Genomic DNA, 14,513 nt, shown 5'->3' with positions numbered 1-14,513 from the left:
GAGCTGTCAAGCGTTTCCTTCTGCTTCCTCCAGCTTCAGGCGGAACAGTTTGCGGGGCCGTCCGCGGCGGACTCCCTGCTCGTCTCCGGCAATTTCTGCAAACCCTGCTTCTTCGAGCTCATGCAAAATGCGACGTGCGTTTCGCTCGGAGCTTGCAAGCCATACGGCGAGGTCCTTCGACGTCACTTCCCGCTGCTGGTGATAGCGGGCGTACGCGAGAATTTTCGAGACAACGCCGGGCGACACACGGCCGCGCAGCTGATCGACCGCACGCAGGTGTCCACTCTGCACCGAGTAGCTGAGTGATCCTGCCTCCGGGAAGTGCTCCGTCTGCCGCTTTTCTTCGTCGACTGCATAAATCACCCGTTCCGTTGTGCGGCGCGACTGCTGCAGCGCCTCCTGCACGTGGACTTCCGCTTCCATTGCACTGTTGCCGTAGCCGATTGCCATGCGAATGTGCAGTTTCGCCTGCAGCTCCGTTTCTTCCATCACCGTAAACGGAAGCGGGCGGCGCTCTACTTCACCACGCGTTGTAAAGAGGTGAAACAACCCGTCTCCGATCTGCACGAAGGAGCCTTTTACTTCTTCGGCATAGCGCAGCAAAATTCGCTTCAAATCCAGCTCACGGTGCTTTCGTCTGAACGAATGATACTCCTCCAGGCTTGCTTCCTCGCGCACTTCGACGCCGATGACAGCGAGCTGGTGACTGCGGTACCAGTCCGCCGATCGGCGCTCGCGGATAAATTTAAGCGTTTCACTGACATCAAAGCGTGATGCCGTAATCCGGTAAACCGGGATGCCTCTGCTTTTTAACTCCTGGTACACGCGGCGGATGCACGTTAACGCGATCGTCTCCGGTGCTTTTTCATGCTCCGCTGCATGAAACTGAATAATCTCCTCAGCTGATTTATAGCCCGCATACGGATACGTCGTCACCTGCAGACCATCCAGTTCGTGCTCCTGTTTCACCTGCTGAAACTCGGCTTCGTCGATCGTATCGAGCGAGACCCGGGTCGGGTTCTCCTCCCTGAAAAACATGTCGAGCAGCGCGCCAACGAGGCTCGCCCCGTGAAGCGGCGGATAGTAGGCATTCTCGCGGTTCACGAGCCCCTGCTCTACGGCATACGCGTAAGGGGCCTGACCGGAAAAAAGCCAGCAGTCCACCTTTCCGGCCGCGCCGTTCACGAGCGCTTCTGTTTCTTCCGTTGCTTCATAATGAAAGCTCGTCCAGTCAAAATCAGGGAATGGCCGCACGACCTCTTCCATCATCGTTACCGAATCTTTAGGACCGAGCAGCCCTAAACGTATTTTCACAGACATCACCTACTGACAGATTTCATGTGGTGGAAAAGAAGCTCCGTGCCTTTCACAAGGTCCTCAAGCGACGCGTGCTCCTCCGGATGATGGCTGAGTCCGTCGCGGCATGGAATGAACAAAAGTCCGGACGGCCATTTTGTCTGCATGTTCATGACATCGTGCCCTGCTCCGCTCTCCATCCCGAGGCATGTATAACCGGTTTCTTCTTCCAGTTTCTTCAGTTTATCATAGATGCCTGCGTCGAGCGTCATCGACGCATTGCGAACGATGACGTCTTTTTCGATATCGAACTGCGACTGGGACATCCATCCGTCAATGGCCGCTTCCATTCGCTTTTTCTGCTGATCGGACACGCTGCGGATGTCGATCCCTAAAACGACGGTCCCCGGGATCACGTTCATCGCATTCGGACGACTGTCTATCGTGCTTACAGTCGCAACAAGCGGGTAGTCATCGTAGTCGTTCAGCTTGAGCGCTGCCTGCTGCACGAATGTGATCAAACCGGCTGCTTCTGTCAGCGCATCCTTGCGCTGGTCCATCGGCGTCGTGCCGGTATGACCTGCTTTTCCGCTGATTGTCACGTGCATGCGAATCGGGCAGGCAATGGCAGCTGCCGCCCCGTATTCTTTTCCTGCGTTCTCGATCCGCATCCCCTGCTCAATATGCAGCTCGGTGAAGGAGAGCAGCTCGTTTTCGCCGCGTTCCGCTTCCTTGAAGGCGTCCGGATTGTAGCCCGCCTCACGCATCGCTTCTCCGAGCGTGACGCCGTCTTGATCGGTGATCGTATCGAGCTGTTCACGCGTCAGCATCCCTGCCATCGCTTTACTGCCGACCGTTGACATGGAAAAGCGCGAGGATTCCTCCGATACGAAGCAGATTACTTCAATCGGTTTTTCCGGCGTAATGTCTGTGTCCGTTAAAAGCTTTACCGCACCGAGCGCGGTCAGAACACCAGCAGCGCCATCATAGCCGCCGCCATTCGTGACGGTATCCAAGTGTGAACCAAACGCGTGCGCCGGACCGTCCGTCTTCCCATCGAGCCGCGCGATCACGTTGCCGACGGCATCCGTGCGCACCGTCATACCCAGTGCTTCTGCCTCCTTACGAAAGACGTCCTGCGCTTCCTGTTCTTCTTTCGTAAAGCTGAGGCGCGTAAACCCTTCCGGCCGGGTCATCGTATCGGTCACGTTCAGTGCAAGTAGTCGTGTTTCCAGCCAATCTGCAATCATCGGCTCACCCTCTCCTTTTCATGATAAGTCGTGACGAGCTGAGCCAGCGCCTCAACAGCAGCCGGCAGTACCCCTTCATCAAACGTAAATTTCGGATGATGGTGACCATATGGAAGCGGTGTGCCGTATAAAAGGTAAGCGGCTTCCCCATTCTGCTCGCGTACGCGATTCATCATGAGCGCCGCATCTTCTGAGCCTCCGAGCGGAAGCGGTCCGATGACGCGCTTCGTAAACTGTTCACCCCAAGCGGAGAGCTTAGCACCGATTGCTTTGCTCGACTCGGTTGTGCTGCCTTGCCCCACAACGTCGATGGTGACCTCGACTCCGTACATGTCGGCACAGGCGGTGAGGATGCGCCTTGCTTCTTCTTCCATATAATTGTTCAGCTCATTCGTTTCTCCTCGTGTCTCCATCATCATTTCCGCTCGTTCCGGAATGATATTGCGTCCTTCTCCGGCTGTCAGCTTGCCGACGTTCAAGCGTATGATGCCGTCCCGGTGCGGCGGAATTGCCTGCAGCTGAATCGCAGCAGACGCAGCTGCGAGCAGCGCGTTTTTTCCTGCCGCCGGATCGACGCCTGCGTGTGCAGACACGCCGGTAAACGTGACATCGAGCTTTGTCGTCGCGAGAAATCGTTCCGTGCCGCATGCAATCGTGCCGACTTCCAGATCATGAATGCCGATGTGGCCGCTGAAAAAGTAGTCCTTCCCGTCCAGCCAGCCCTTTTCCACCATCGCATACGCGCCACGGCTGCCTTCTTCCGCCGGCTGAAATAAAAAGGTCAGCGTACCTGTAAGCTGGTCGACGTTTTCGACGCATAGCTTCACAAGTTCTACCCCTATCGCCGTATGCCCGTCGTGCCCGCAGGCGTGCATGTACCCTGGATGGCGGCTTGGAAAGCCTGCATCTGCGGGAAAATGCTCTGCAGCAGCTTCTGTAATGGGCAGCGCATCGATGTCAAAACGAAGCGCTGTATCCGGACCCGGTTTCCCCGTATCCAGCACCGCTACTGCACCAGTGTGTCCGCCCTGCATTCGCTCCAGCAGAGCAGGTTCTAAGCCCGCCTTTTCTGCGAGCTGAAAAAAATAAGCATCTTCTTCAGCCGACGGCAAGCCCATACGAGCACTGCTCTCTACTGCATCCGTTCCGGTATAGATCGTAACCGGCAGCTCGGAAAGCTCCGAAACAATTGCCGCAGTCGTCTGATACTCACACCAGCCAGGTTCGGCGATCTGGTGCAGCTTCCGGCGAAGCTCTGTCAGTTGTTCTGTTTTTGCTGCGATCGCATCCGACCAGCTCATACGTCTCCTCCTTTTGCCGCGCGGTATGCCGTTTCCGCGAGCATTTCCACGCCATATGGAATCGCACGCTCATCGATATCAAACTGCGGGTCGTGCAGCGGCTTTTGCACTGTTCGCGACGGAATTGCCGTTCCAAGCCAGTAATAAGCTCCCGGATACGTCTCCAGAAAGCGGCCAAAATCCTCTCCGCCCATGCTAGGAAGAATCTCCGGCTGTGCCTCTTCGCCGTAGGCATCGCGCACGGTCTCCGAGACGAGTGCCGCGCTTTCTTCGGTGTTTCGCGTTGCCGGATAGCCGTCATAGTAAGTGAGCTCAGCCGTTCCGCCTAGCATCTCTGCCGTCTGAGTCGTAATCGCTTCCATCCGTTTTTTAATGCTGTTTTTGACGTCCGCTTCATACGTCCGCACCGTTCCTTCGAGCACAACCTCTTCGGCGATCACGTTGTAGCGGGAACCGCCGTTAATCGTACCGACGGTGACAACCGCTGATTTCAATGGATCCGTGCTGCGGCTTACGATCGTCTGCAGCGCATTAACAAGCTGCGCGGCAATCACAACGGCATCGGTCGTCTGATGCGGCATCGATGCGTGGCCTGATGCACCAGTGACGCGAATCTCAAAGCGGTCCGAGTTGCCCATCATCGCACCAGGGCGGACGCCGAATGAACCGACCGGCAAATCCGGCCAGACGTGCTGCGCGTAAATTTCATCCGGAACGTAGTCGGCAAATATGCCGTCATCCATCATTGCCTGAGCTCCGCCGACAGGTGCGTTCTCTTCTGCCGGCTGAAACACGAGCAGAATCGTGCCGGATAGGGATTCACGGTTAGCGTAAAGCAGCTTTCCCGCTCCTAAGAGCATCGCCGTGTGCGCATCGTGCCCGCAGGCGTGCATCGCGCCCTTCGTTTTGGATACGAACTCGTGCTCGTTTTGCTCGACGATCGGCAGAGCGTCCATGTCGGCGCGCAGCGCGATCGTTTTTCCGGGATGACTCCCTTTGATGATGCCAAGCACCCCGTGTTCGGCAAAGCCGGTTTGAAACGGAATGCCGGCTTTCTCAAGTTCTTCCTGGACCCGTCTGGACGTACGGCTTTCTTCGTGCGAAAGCTCCGGATTTTCATGCAGCTCGCGCCGGAACGCGATCGTTTCTTCTTTGATTGATTCTCCAAGTCCTATAAACATACACATTATCCTCTCTGTCTGATACACGACAAACGGCCGCCCCCGGGAGCACGAATTGCGCCCCGCGGGAACAGCCTGTCTCGCTTAAAGACCAGGCGTGATGCCAGGTCCGATCGGCAGTCCGATCAGGTTCCATACGACGAATATTGCAATCCAGATGAACAGGAAAGTCATCGCGTACGGCAGCATAATGGAAAACAATGTTCCAAAGCCTGCGCGGTTGTCGTATTTTTTCATGAAGGCGAGCACCATCGGCACGTACGGGTTCATCGGGGTAATGATATTCGTGGATGAATCCGCGATACGGTAGGCCAGCTGGACGAACGCCGGATCGTAATTTAAGAAATAAAACATCGGAATGAAAATCGGTGCCATCAGTGCCCACTGTGCCGAGCCGCTGAAAATAAACAGGTTCAGTACAGCACCGAGCAGAATAAAGCCGACAATCAGTCCCATTCCGGTGAAGTTAATCGCCTCCAGCCCGTTTGCGCTTGTGACGGCGATAAACGTGCCGAGATTTGTCCACTCGAAATACGCAATAAACTGGGAAGCAGCGAAAATGAGGACGATAAAGCCGCTCATATCCTTCATTGCTTTCCCCATCAGCTCCGGTACGTCGGCAGTCGATTGAAGCACTTTGACCGTTGTACCATAGGCAATGGCAACGACAATAAAGAAGAACAAAATAATCGGAATGATGTTATCCAGGAAAATCGACGGCACGACCGTTCCATCTTCCCCGCGGAGAATGCCGTTTGGCGGCACAATACCGGCAGCAACAATGGCAATATATACGGCCGCTGTAATACCGGCGTTTCGAAGCCCCTTTAGTTCCTGTGCAGTCGGCTGTTCTGCCGTCTGGGAGACGGTATCCGGATCTGCGTACTTGTCATTGAACTTACCAAGATGTGGCTCGACGACGCGTTCGGTGATCCATGTTCCGACGATCATGAGCATGAGTACCGAGAACGCCATAAAGAAGTAGTTATCCACAACGGTGACGACGAGGTCTTCATTTACCGTCTGGGCCACTTCTGTACTGATACCCGAAAGCAGGGCATCTGTACCCGTGATCAGCACGTTTGCCGTAAATCCGGCACCAACCCCGGCGAAACCGGCAGCCATACCAGCGAGCGGATGACGGCCGAGTGAATAAAACACCATCGCCGCAAGCGGTGGAATGATAACAAACGCTGCATCGGACGCTAGGTTTCCAATGACACCAGTTCCGATAATGACGTAGGTGACAAGTTTTGCGGGTGCATTCAAAATCGTCCGCTTCATAAACGTTTCGATCAGTCCGACCTTCTGCGCAAGCCCGATCCCGAACATCATGACAAGCACGAGACCAAGCGGCGCAAAGCCGGTGAAGTTATCGAGCATCGAGGACAAAATAAACTCGAGCCCTTCCAAGCTCACCATGTTTTCGATGGCAACTGTTTCACCGTCCTGCGGATGCACAACGGAGAGGTTGAGTGCGCTCAGCACCCACGACAGGAGAATCACCCCGGCCGCTAAATAAATAAACAACATAAATGGATGTGGAAGCTTGTTCCCTAAACGCTCGACGTTGTCGAGAAACTTAAGGAAAAAGCCTTTCTTTTCCGTTTCTTCGGTGGACATCGTATCCCTCCAGCACGTATGTATTAACGGACATTATCTTTTTTTATTCCGTTAAACGTACCTTACCACAGTTTTCGACATTTGAAAGCCCCCTTTTTTCAGAAAATTAGTTTTTCGTGTCAGATAACGTGACAAATACTGCATAGTAGGCCCATACCTGTTCGGCACAATAGCTACTCATCCTCGTCACGAAAGCGATTACATCCAATCTTCGTATTTGTGATTTATTGAACGTAATTTCGGACATAGGGGGATTAATCGTTTATATTTGAGGGATTTCACGTATGAAACAGCACATCCGGATACCATCGCCAGAAGAAATTGTCATCCAATGACCGAAAACGATTTTGTCATTTAGGTTTATTTCGCACGGTAAAAAGGTATCCTTTACCAGTCCGGGTCGATCGTGACCTGTAAGAACGATGTAACATGCAGAGGGGTGAAAGAATGAGAGGTACAGGCATTCTTTTCGTGATACTTGCCGCCATCGGCTGGGGTCTCAGCGGCGGAATTGGAGATATTTTAATGGAGCGCGGCTGGGATCCGATCGTCATTTCCTTTTACCGGGGCGCGATCGGACTCGTCTTCTTTCTCATATGGCTTGGCGTCAGTTCGTCTTCCAAGAGCGAACGATCCGGCCGATTTTACTTATGGGCGGTGCTTGCCGGGCTTGGTGTAGCCGGTAACTTTACGCTTTACTATACGAGCATCGAGGCGTCCAGCGTGCCCGTTGCCGCGACGCTCATGTACACGGCGCCGGTGTTTGTGCTGCTCATTTCCTTTGTGCTTAGAATTGAAAAATCGACGATCTTTAAATGGAGCTGTGTGGCAAGCGTCGTCGCCGGAATTGTGCTGTTGACGGGCGCTTATAATCCGGATGACGTCGCGGTCAGTGCGCTGGGTGTAATCACAGGTTTAGGCGCAGGTATGGCCTATACATTATTCATCTTCGGGTTTAAGCGTGCTTCCAAGCTTGGCAATCCGGAAACAATTCTCGCGGTCGCCTTCTCAGCGTTTTGTATTGCGCTGTTTCTCCTGGCAGACCCCGGGCAGCTTTTAGCCGTCTGGACGTCCGCTGATATCGGCTGGTTTATCCTGCTTGGTACGGTCGGAGCAGGTGTATCGTTTATCTTTTATTTATACGGAATCCGCAAAACGGCACCTTCTACCGCATCGATGGTTGCGATGGTCGAGCCAGTTACCGCAACGCTTTTCGGTCTGCTCCTGCTCGGCGATGTCCTGACACTGATTCAGGCAGTCGGCATGGGCGTCATTCTCATCACCGTTACGATTTTAAGTGTGAAACAAGCATAAGACAAAAAGCGCTCCGGACCTAGACGTCCGGAGCGTTTTCCAGGATATTGAAAAAGTCTTTCAATTTACATGTCTATTCGTTTGGTTGTATTTCCTCTCTGCTTACCGGCGGAAGCTTGCCGTGGGCTTGTCTTCAGCTATTTCTCAGGGTGACCCCTGAGAAAGGATCTTTAGACTGCGCTTATTCCACAGGCGTCCCCGCCGGACACATTGAGGAAACGGCTCTGCTTGTTGGAAAACAACGTCGCGACAGGCAGACGCGACTGCTTTTTTGCTCTAATGGTGAATTTCATGACGTACTGGGCTGCCTATTCAACTTCGAAACATCACATAACGATACGCTCCATCTGAATCTTATAAGCTCGTGCCAATCAGATCCAGGCATTTGAACCGAACTGCCAGCTGTAGACATCGAAAAACCTCGACTCCAGGAGGATCAGAACGAGGCGAAAGCCGAGGCTTTTCCCTCAGTAAAGCGAGTATGCACAGACAAAAGCAGGTGTAAGATTATTCACTTAAAAACACTTTATCGACACTTTGAAAAACGCTCCGGACCTTGTTGTCCGGAGCGTTTTCTATCGTTTTATTCACTAGAGCCCAATGATTCAAAAGCAGAGCGCACCGACGAGCACGAGCGCAAAAAAGCCAGCAAACACGTTTCGCTGCAGGTTGTTTTCATCCTGGACAGCTTCAATGATTCTTGCGGCAAAAAAGCTCGATAGTATCAATGTCCACATAGCTACTGGGGCTTGGAAGACGTTCGGGTTCAAATAATGAAAGACTGGAAATCCTGCGTAGACGATCCCGATCAACATATCGACGGCATTAAAAACCGGATGACGATCTTTAAACGCCTTACGGCCGATCCATTTATGTATCAGCTTTTCGCCTTCGCTATGATTTCCTGAAGGTAAAACGATGCTACCGCCCCCTCTTTCTTATTCTTTCTTGCGTAACGATGAGTACCATTGTTGTTCCCAATGCCAGGACAAAACCTGTTACTATCCACATACCCGCACTCCTTTCTTATAACGCTACTTCTTTCAGCCCTGTATCTCTTGCGACGAGTTTTTCTGCAAACGTACATTCCATGAAAAACATGGTGGCCGCGATAAACAAGACGCCTTTTTCGGTGTACAGCGCAACTCCAGAAACCGAGTCCGGTACATGATCAAACGTAAACAGCTTGACGTCTTTAATCGTCTCGTTAATTGCGAGTACAGAGCCGGAAACGTTTATGTACAGTCCGTCCTCTATATCAAATGACAGCGGGTAAGGGTGTTCCTGATTACGCACTGTAAAAACGTTGTTGTAGTTATCATTTTCTGTACAGTCCAGGCGGATAAAGCCCTGCTCTCCTTCATCTCCCTCCTGCCAGTGGAGCAGCGTTGGCATCGTGTTCAATTCTAAAAAATCGCCGGACGGATACATGACCGTTTGCTGCGAGCGTAAGCCACGCAGCTGTTTTCCCTTCAGCATTAGGAGCGTTTCAACAACGTTCAATCGCCTTTCCCTCCCTTGGTTTGAAACACACAAATCTCGTAATCATTCACCGGATAAACACCTGCCTCTTTCCAACCAGCTTCTGTGTAATAGTCACGCAGCTTTTCATTCCCTGCCCAGCAGTCCAGATACAACGTGCCGGCAGTTCTGAGCTTCGCTTCTTCCAGCAGCTTTTGGCCAATCTTTTGACCTTGATAAACCGGTTCGACAGCAAGCTCAAAAAGGTAGCTGCTACCTGGAGCCACTGGAAACGCCATCGGTTCATTGATTTGCTTCATGGCAAAGGTGCCGATCACGTGCTCTCCGGAAATAAGGATATAGCGTTCTCCTCTGTCGATTTGCGCGATTACTGCTGCTTCATCCCACGGGTAGTCCCACTGCATCATATTCATCGTAAGCAGCCGCTTCGTTACCCTGTTCAGCAAGGCTGTCACAGCCGCTGCGTATGCTTTTTCAGCACGCTGAACGATCATGTAACGGCCGTTATGTAGACATAGTCGCCAGCTTCAGACGCGTATCGTTTCATCACGTTTTCGATCTCACCGGAGGCTATATCGCCCTGGAGTTTTTCCACGCCGCTTTTCACTTCTGCTTCATCTGCAAGAGAAGCAAAGCTTGAGATGCCGCTTCGCACTGTTGGATCGAGGTACATTTCCGGTTCGTGCTTGCCGCTGTATAAAAAGAAGTCTTCGAGATCATCATCAATAAAATAAGGCTCCTGCTTTACGTCAGCAAAGCCTGCTTCCACAAGCGCGCTTTTCACTTCTTCCACCGATTGCATCTGCTCGGCTGAACGTTTCATCATTTCTGGAAAGTAATCATATAACCAGTAGGTCTGCATTTGCTCCGGTGATGACGTAAAGATGACGAACCTGCCTTCTTTCATGACACGGTGCACGGTACGAAATGCGGCATTCAAATCTGGCAGATGATGAATCGACAGGACGCAGACCGCACCGTCGAACTGCGCTGAACGAAATGGCATGCTGCTCAGATCCGCTTGTTCCCACGTCAGCTCCGGAAATTTTTCCTTTGCCTGATCGAGCATCGTTCCCGATACGTCAACGCCCGTCATCTGTAAGCCTGTATTCGCTAACGCCTGCGTATAGTTCCCCGTCCCGCATGCGGCATCCATAACACGAGCACTGTCGCGAACGTCCAGCAGCTCCCTGATTCGTTTTGCTATACGCGGATCGGCGCGCCTCGTCATGTCGTAGCTGCGGCCGATTTGATCGTAAAGCGGTTTATGCATTTGAAATCCTCCCCTTAGCACATTTTACTTATTATACCATTTTATCCTGACGTTTAAGCCGCTTACTCCTCAATGGACTCTACTACTCTCTTTAAATCCCCGTCATGCGCGGGTAAATTCAGGGTATACGCATGCGTATCGGACAAAACAAGAATTGTTCCGTCCATCTTCTCGTATAATTCAAAGTCGTCTACCGATTCTAACGGCCTCATGTCTTTATCAATCTCCGCATGCTCTCTATCTTTCTGGTTAAACTGAAAAAATCCGCTTCTATCTCGATAAGCGTAACTGACTGCCAATTCTTCGTGATCCGTTTTATAGAGAGTTATTTGAGGTTCATGAACGACGTTGTCTGGAAGAACCGTTGGAAAGTTAATTTCCCATTCATCAGAATTTTCTTGCGGAATTTCGTACATCGATACTGTTTCACCGGTATCGATATCGTCAGATGGAACGGCTAGCTGCGGCTCTGGTTGAGCAGGCTCCATGTTTCCATGACCGGCTGGAGAATCACCTTCGCTCATCATGAATAAGCCAGCACCCGCAGCAATTATTCCTGTAAAACAAACAGCGCTGAATACATTGGTGAATGAACCACCTTTTCGACGAGTCGGGTTTTTATGGAGTGTCTGGTCAATATTCCTCCATAACGCATGCTTTTCCTGATCAGACCAGTTAAACTCTCGTTCAGCTTCTTCTAATAGATCCTCTGTTTTTTTCATTTACTTTCCCTCCCTTCCCATTCAGTAGAAACTTGTTTATTCTGTTCCTTGATCATCCTTCGCTCCAGCTCCGGCATAGCACGATGCAGCTGAACCTTCACTTTACTTTCTGTCCAACCTAGAATCGCTGCGGTTTCTTTCGTTGTAAATTGCTTTATTTTTCGCAAGGTAATGACAGAGCGGTAAGATGACTTTAATGAGGTAATTGCTCGATAGAGTGTCTCAGTCTCCTCTTTTTGCGTAAGTACATCAGCCGGTAGTCGTTCCGGGTCCTGCTTCTTGCTTATATATGTATCAAATAATTGAAGCGGTCTTTTTTTCCTTAGAAAATCAAGTGCAGTACGGTGGGCAATTTGAAACAGCCACGTTTTGACCTGTGCATCACCACGAAAAGAGCCTGCATGGCGGTAAGCCTTGATGAATACATCATGCGTTAAATCCTCCGCCTGTTGAACATCTTTTACCATGACGAGCACATAATGCATGACGGCACGACTGTGGGCCTCGTACCATTCAGCGATTAACTCTCTTTCATAGCTCATATCGTTCACCTCCTGCAAATGGAATCAGAGCTTAGACGAAATAGCAACGCTTTCGGTTACAAACCTTTGTTTACTTTTTATGGTAAACTATATCCATATTCATGTCAGGAGGTTTCTACATATGCTGCATTACCTTATCTTTGTCTCTGCCGTAGCTACTCTCATTTCTGGACTAGGGATAATCGTTTTGGATCCTTCTCTAATAACAGCCCTCACGTTAGGTCTCTCATTAAGCTTGTTTCTGCTATTGATCGGTGTCAAAGAATGGATGACCAGTATTAAAACTGCGAGTGTTATTCTTTTCTGTGGCAGCGGTGCCGTTTTTCTTTATACGCTCCGCTCTTCATTAGAAATGATATAAGGAGGCAAACCGGTGTCTTTTAATGAACTGGAAGCCTGGCCTCTGTTTCCCAATCATGAATTTTCATTTTCCCGCTACGCTCCATTTGAAGCGCTTAGTCTGGTAAAGCGTAAGGAAGAGAACGGGCTCTATCTTAAGTTTGAAGACAATCGATTTTATTACCATTTCCATTACGTTGCGAATGAAGATCGTCCTTGTACAGAGGTATTTGCCATTCTGGAAACAAGGAAAGAACATCGCTTCGAGCTGATTAGCGTCATTCATCAGCACATTGAACATTTTCCTCTTTTTAAGGCGAGCCGCTCATTTCTGCTTACCTGGTCACTGCAGGAGATTCCTCAAGCACGTTTCGAAACTGTTAAACATCACATCATTGCGACAGAAGATGGTTTTGTGGAGGTACTTGCAAATAGGGACCCAGAAAGCTGGATCACTGACAAACTAGCGTAATGCGTGAGCGCTGTGCATGTACTTTCCGCATATATAGCTCATAAAGAAAAGCCCGCCAGATTGTCTGACGGGCTAACCTATTAATGAAAGAAGGCCTCAATGCCTTCAAATAAGGCTTCAGAGGAATCTTCACGAAACTGATCCGTTTTCATGTATTCCGCTTCTTCCGCATTCGTTTTAAATGCAAGCTCTGCCAAAGCGCTTGGCATTGTCGTTTCACGGACAACATAAAAATTACGATCATGTATACCGCGGTCTACGGTATTGAGTTTCTCAACTGTTTTTTCCTGCAGCTCCCCGGCGAGATCGGCGCTTTGTCCCGGACTGTTCGTTTCGTTATAAAACGTTTCGGTCCCGCTCGCTTCTGTTGCTGCCGCTGCATTCGTGTGGATACTTACGAAAATATCAGCACCTGCCTGGTTAGCCTCCTGAACGCGCTCCTCCAAGGACGGGAACCAGTCCGAACGTCTGGTCATAATCACATTTGCCCCAGCCAGACGAAGCTCCTCTTCCAAACGGAGTCCGACGTCAAGCACCACTTCCTTCTCTACCACGCCATTTGCTTCCGCGCCTGGGTCTTCGCCGCCGTGTCCAGGGTCCACTGCGATCGTTTTCCCGTATAATGAGCTCTCATGATTATAATAATCTACAATCAAATAGCTCTGTGACACATAGCCTTCGTAGGCGTCTGTGCGGATCTCTGCCCAGTTGCCGGTCCGGTCCAGTACTTCCACTTCATCGCCTTCTGCGAGAGATCCAATCGGCTCCTGGTCCGTGGAAGGATCGGGACGAACGTTTAACGTCGGGCTGTTCACAACCTCCCCGTAGCCGATTGCTTCCGTTTCAGGCTCAGGCTGCTCCGGTTCGTCAGTACCGTCCTCTTTGTCAACGCGGTACTCGGAATAGAGCGATCTTGCCAGCATGTTAGCAAAATCAAGCCGGGTAACAGACTCGTCCGGCCGGTATGTAGAATCAGGCTGCTCTCCAATGATCCCGCTGCCGCTCAGGCTTGTGATATACGAGCTGTAGTGATGCCCTTCTATATCCGAAAACGATACGTAGTCTGTGCCGTCAAATTGAAACTGCCGGTATAGTGCTGCAGCCGTTTCGCCTCTAAGCATCGGGCTTTCCGGCTGAAACGTGTCGTCCTGATAGCCGGTCATTAATCCGCGATCCACAACCGCATGAATATGCCCTGCTGCATAATGATCGCTCTCCACATCCGAAAACGACGTCCAGGTGTTCTCTGTGGAGAATTCAAGGGCACGTGTCAGCATCACGGCTGCCTCGGCCCGCGTCACGTGATGATCCGGACGAAATGTGCCATCGTCAAAGGTCGTCACGATATCTTCGTCATACAAACGCTGAACTTCCTCTGCATCCGTGTCTGGCAGTGATTCTCCTGCAGAAGCAGGTGTCCCAAGCGAGGTCACCAGCAGCACGATGATGAGAAACCAGCTTAAACATTGTCTTGCTGTCACCATTCACCACTCCTATGTATGTACTAACAGCTGAACTGCTGAAGTCAATGTAACATAGGTGCTTTATCCGATTGATGAGGCAAAGAGCATAGCGCTGCACACTGATCATGCTTTAGTAAAACACAGTAACCAGCTCAAAATACCTTGAGATGCGTACTCAATCGCTATCAGACTGAAGACAAAAGTCCTTTCTTAAGCAATTGTGGAATAATATCAAAACAGCCTATGCAATCATAT

15 protein-coding genes are annotated in these 14,513 nt (G+C 51.0%); 3 read left to right on the top strand and 12 right to left on the bottom strand.

The genetic code is table 11. The features are described from left to right. Positions 1 to 6: 6 nt before the first annotated feature. From ACFO4L_RS01300 to ACFO4L_RS01280, 5 genes are all read right to left on the bottom strand, one after another. On the bottom strand, positions 7 to 1,314 hold the full coding sequence (locus ACFO4L_RS01300) for a hypothetical protein (RefSeq protein ID WP_377907838.1): 1,308 nt from the start codon (positions 1,312 to 1,314) through the stop codon (positions 7 to 9). Positions 1,315 to 1,319: 5 nt separating this feature from the next. Further along, complete coding sequence (locus ACFO4L_RS01295) at positions 1,320 to 2,546, bottom strand: M20 family metallo-hydrolase (RefSeq protein ID WP_377907837.1); 1,227 nt, start codon at positions 2,544 to 2,546, stop codon at positions 1,320 to 1,322. Continuing rightward, on the bottom strand, positions 2,543 to 3,847 hold the full coding sequence (locus ACFO4L_RS01290; protein ID WP_377907836.1) for an amidohydrolase: 1,305 nt from the start codon (positions 3,845 to 3,847) through the stop codon (positions 2,543 to 2,545). The genes ACFO4L_RS01295 and ACFO4L_RS01290 overlap by 4 nt, the downstream gene beginning before the upstream one ends. Beyond that, a complete protein-coding gene (locus ACFO4L_RS01285) occupies positions 3,844 to 5,028 on the bottom strand; it encodes a M20 metallopeptidase family protein (protein WP_377907835.1) in 1,185 nt (394 codons plus the stop codon). The genes ACFO4L_RS01290 and ACFO4L_RS01285 overlap by 4 nt, the downstream gene beginning before the upstream one ends. An 84-nt stretch (positions 5,029 to 5,112) precedes the next feature. Continuing rightward, positions 5,113 to 6,651 (bottom strand): AbgT family transporter, encoded by a 1,539-nt coding sequence (locus ACFO4L_RS01280; protein ID WP_377907834.1) that lies wholly within the window; start codon positions 6,649 to 6,651, stop codon positions 5,113 to 5,115. Between the two features lie 447 nt (positions 6,652 to 7,098). Here ACFO4L_RS01280 and ACFO4L_RS01275 point away from each other — a divergent pair, with 447 nt between their 5' ends. Then, positions 7,099 to 7,965 carry a DMT family transporter gene (locus ACFO4L_RS01275; protein ID WP_377907833.1) on the top strand — a complete coding sequence of 289 codons (867 nt, stop codon included), beginning with the start codon at positions 7,099 to 7,101 and terminating at the stop codon, positions 7,963 to 7,965. A 605-nt stretch (positions 7,966 to 8,570) separates the two neighbouring features. Here ACFO4L_RS01275 and ACFO4L_RS01270 read toward each other — a convergent pair. Continuing rightward, positions 8,571 to 8,702 carry a hypothetical protein gene (locus ACFO4L_RS01270; protein WP_377907832.1) on the bottom strand — a complete coding sequence of 44 codons (132 nt, stop codon included), beginning with the start codon at positions 8,700 to 8,702 and terminating at the stop codon, positions 8,571 to 8,573. A 36-nt stretch (positions 8,703 to 8,738) separates the two neighbouring features. Between ACFO4L_RS01270 and ACFO4L_RS01265 the strand changes: the two genes are divergently transcribed. After that, positions 8,739 to 8,873 (top strand): hypothetical protein, encoded by a 135-nt coding sequence (locus ACFO4L_RS01265; RefSeq protein ID WP_377907831.1) that lies wholly within the window; start codon positions 8,739 to 8,741, stop codon positions 8,871 to 8,873. Between the two features lie 118 nt (positions 8,874 to 8,991). Here the strand turns inward: ACFO4L_RS01265 and ACFO4L_RS01260 are convergent, their stop codons facing one another. The 5 genes from ACFO4L_RS01260 to ACFO4L_RS01240 form a co-directional block, all read right to left on the bottom strand. Further along, complete coding sequence (locus tag ACFO4L_RS01260) at positions 8,992 to 9,468, bottom strand: hypothetical protein (RefSeq protein ID WP_377907829.1); 477 nt, start codon at positions 9,466 to 9,468, stop codon at positions 8,992 to 8,994. Then, complete coding sequence (locus ACFO4L_RS01255) at positions 9,465 to 9,941, bottom strand: GNAT family N-acetyltransferase (RefSeq protein ID WP_377907828.1); 477 nt, start codon at positions 9,939 to 9,941, stop codon at positions 9,465 to 9,467. Before ACFO4L_RS01255 ends, ACFO4L_RS01260 begins: the two co-directional genes overlap by 4 nt. Next, positions 9,938 to 10,720, bottom strand: coding sequence for a class I SAM-dependent methyltransferase (locus ACFO4L_RS01250; protein WP_377907827.1), 783 nt, complete (start codon positions 10,718 to 10,720; stop codon positions 9,938 to 9,940). The genes ACFO4L_RS01255 and ACFO4L_RS01250 overlap by 4 nt, the downstream gene beginning before the upstream one ends. 62 nt (positions 10,721 to 10,782) lie before the next feature. Then, complete coding sequence (locus ACFO4L_RS01245; protein ID WP_377907826.1) at positions 10,783 to 11,442, bottom strand: hypothetical protein; 660 nt, start codon at positions 11,440 to 11,442, stop codon at positions 10,783 to 10,785. Further along, complete coding sequence (locus tag ACFO4L_RS01240; RefSeq protein WP_377907825.1) at positions 11,439 to 11,984, bottom strand: RNA polymerase sigma factor; 546 nt, start codon at positions 11,982 to 11,984, stop codon at positions 11,439 to 11,441. The genes ACFO4L_RS01245 and ACFO4L_RS01240 overlap by 4 nt, the downstream gene beginning before the upstream one ends. Before the next feature lie 373 nt (positions 11,985 to 12,357). On the opposite strand from ACFO4L_RS01240, the gene ACFO4L_RS01235 reads away from it, so the two are divergent. Continuing rightward, complete coding sequence (locus ACFO4L_RS01235; RefSeq protein WP_377907823.1) at positions 12,358 to 12,795, top strand: hypothetical protein; 438 nt, start codon at positions 12,358 to 12,360, stop codon at positions 12,793 to 12,795. A gap of 80 nt (positions 12,796 to 12,875) precedes the next feature. Here the strand turns inward: ACFO4L_RS01235 and ACFO4L_RS01230 are convergent, their stop codons facing one another. After that, entirely contained in the window at positions 12,876 to 14,276 is a 1,401-nt protein-coding gene (locus ACFO4L_RS01230; RefSeq protein WP_377907822.1) for an N-acetylmuramoyl-L-alanine amidase, read from the bottom strand. Positions 14,277 to 14,513: the final 237 nt, after the last annotated feature.

Source organism: Bacillus daqingensis (assembly GCF_042654445.1).
Taxonomy (GTDB): Bacteria; Bacillota; Bacilli; order Bacillales; family Salisediminibacteriaceae; genus Alkalicoccus; species Alkalicoccus luteus.
The sequence above is the reverse complement of the archived record's forward strand: the minus strand, read 5'-3'. Positions and strand labels throughout refer to the sequence as shown.

Bases quoted from the DNA above. Each gene is read 5' to 3' on its own strand.
- ACFO4L_RS01295 (WP_377907837.1), bottom strand. From the start codon at position 2,546: ATGATTGCAGATTGGCTGGAAACACGACTACTTGCACTGAACGTGACC.
- ACFO4L_RS01290 (WP_377907836.1), bottom strand. From the start codon at position 3,847: ATGAGCTGGTCGGATGCGATCGCAGCAAAAACAGAACAACTGACAGAG.
- ACFO4L_RS01285 (WP_377907835.1), bottom strand. From the start codon at position 5,028: ATGTTTATAGGACTTGGAGAATCAATCAAAGAAGAAACGATCGCGTTC.
- ACFO4L_RS01280 (WP_377907834.1), bottom strand. From the start codon at position 6,651: ATGTCCACCGAAGAAACGGAAAAGAAAGGCTTTTTCCTTAAGTTTCTC.
- ACFO4L_RS01275 (WP_377907833.1), top strand. From the start codon at position 7,099: ATGAGAGGTACAGGCATTCTTTTCGTGATACTTGCCGCCATCGGCTGG.
- ACFO4L_RS01270 (WP_377907832.1), bottom strand. From the start codon at position 8,702: ATGTGGACATTGATACTATCGAGCTTTTTTGCCGCAAGAATCATTGAA.
- ACFO4L_RS01265 (WP_377907831.1), top strand. From the start codon at position 8,739: ATGAAAGACTGGAAATCCTGCGTAGACGATCCCGATCAACATATCGAC.
- ACFO4L_RS01255 (WP_377907828.1), bottom strand. From the start codon at position 9,941: ATGATCGTTCAGCGTGCTGAAAAAGCATACGCAGCGGCTGTGACAGCC.
- ACFO4L_RS01250 (WP_377907827.1), bottom strand. From the start codon at position 10,720: ATGCATAAACCGCTTTACGATCAAATCGGCCGCAGCTACGACATGACG.
- ACFO4L_RS01245 (WP_377907826.1), bottom strand. From the start codon at position 11,442: ATGAAAAAAACAGAGGATCTATTAGAAGAAGCTGAACGAGAGTTTAAC.
- ACFO4L_RS01240 (WP_377907825.1), bottom strand. From the start codon at position 11,984: ATGAGCTATGAAAGAGAGTTAATCGCTGAATGGTACGAGGCCCACAGT.